Source organism: Rhodobacter sp. P2_H5, assembly GCF_056403335.1.
In genome coordinates this window covers 1-787 of sequence record NZ_JBFUFS010000104.1, presented here as the reverse complement: position 1 = coordinate 787, position 787 = coordinate 1, and the positions used below count along the sequence as shown (strand labels likewise).

Here is a 787-nt window from a genome sequence, read left to right as displayed (position 1 = left end):
AAGCCGGGAAGGCCGGTACCGCGGCCCCCATGGGCGATGGCGGCTTTGCCTATGACGCGCCATCCTACCGCCTGCCGGAAAAGGTCGGTACGCTCTGGATCGCGCCCCATGCCGAGGGCGAGACACTCTATGAGGCCACTTTCGTGCATTTCCTGATCCTGCCCGCCACCTGGGGGGATCGGCCATGAAAGCGCTGAATGGGCTCTTCGCCAGCCTCTTTGACGATCCGGATTGGAGCGAAGGCGCACCCGAAGTCCTGGCTGGGCAAGTCGTCTCGGACCTTTTGCCCTGGCGGCTTTATGAAGCCAAGAACGAGCTCTTCGTGAATGTGGATTCGACGGGTTTCATCTTCGAGGTGACCCCGCAGGTCGGCACCGCCGATCTGACCCCGACGCTGACCTCGATCATCCAGTCCCGCGCGCCGCGCGAGGCGACGATCCAGATCCTGAACTGGACCTCGCATGACATCGACGCGCCCTTGCTCACCTGGGCGCAGCATCGCTTCCGTCATGGCGATCTTGTGCGCGAAATGGCCGGATCGCGCATGCGGCACCTGCGCGGGGCGCGCTTTGGCACCGATCATGGCGTCAAAGCCATCCCGCATGTGCGGCGGGTCTTCCTCGCCGTCTGGATCGACGGCAGCGGGGATCTGACCGCTGAACGCGAGCTTCTGGAATTCCGCCGCGCCCTGATTGCAGGTTTTGGCGGCGAAGATGGGGTCCGCAAGGTGGGCCCGAAAGAGTTCCTGAAGCTCATCGCCGAAATCCTGCATGCAGGATCGCGCGGC

Annotated in this window: 2 protein-coding genes; both read left to right on the top strand. The window is 64.0% G+C overall.

What is annotated here, in order from left to right:
- Positions 1–188 (top strand): TraV family lipoprotein (locus AC1DVR_RS23745; RefSeq protein ID WP_478003086.1); only part of this gene is annotated, 188 nt, incomplete at its 5' end.
- Positions 185–787: TraC family protein (locus AC1DVR_RS23740; RefSeq protein ID WP_478003085.1), on the top strand; the 603-nt coding region annotated here is incomplete at its 3' end. The genes AC1DVR_RS23745 and AC1DVR_RS23740, both read left to right, overlap by 4 nt.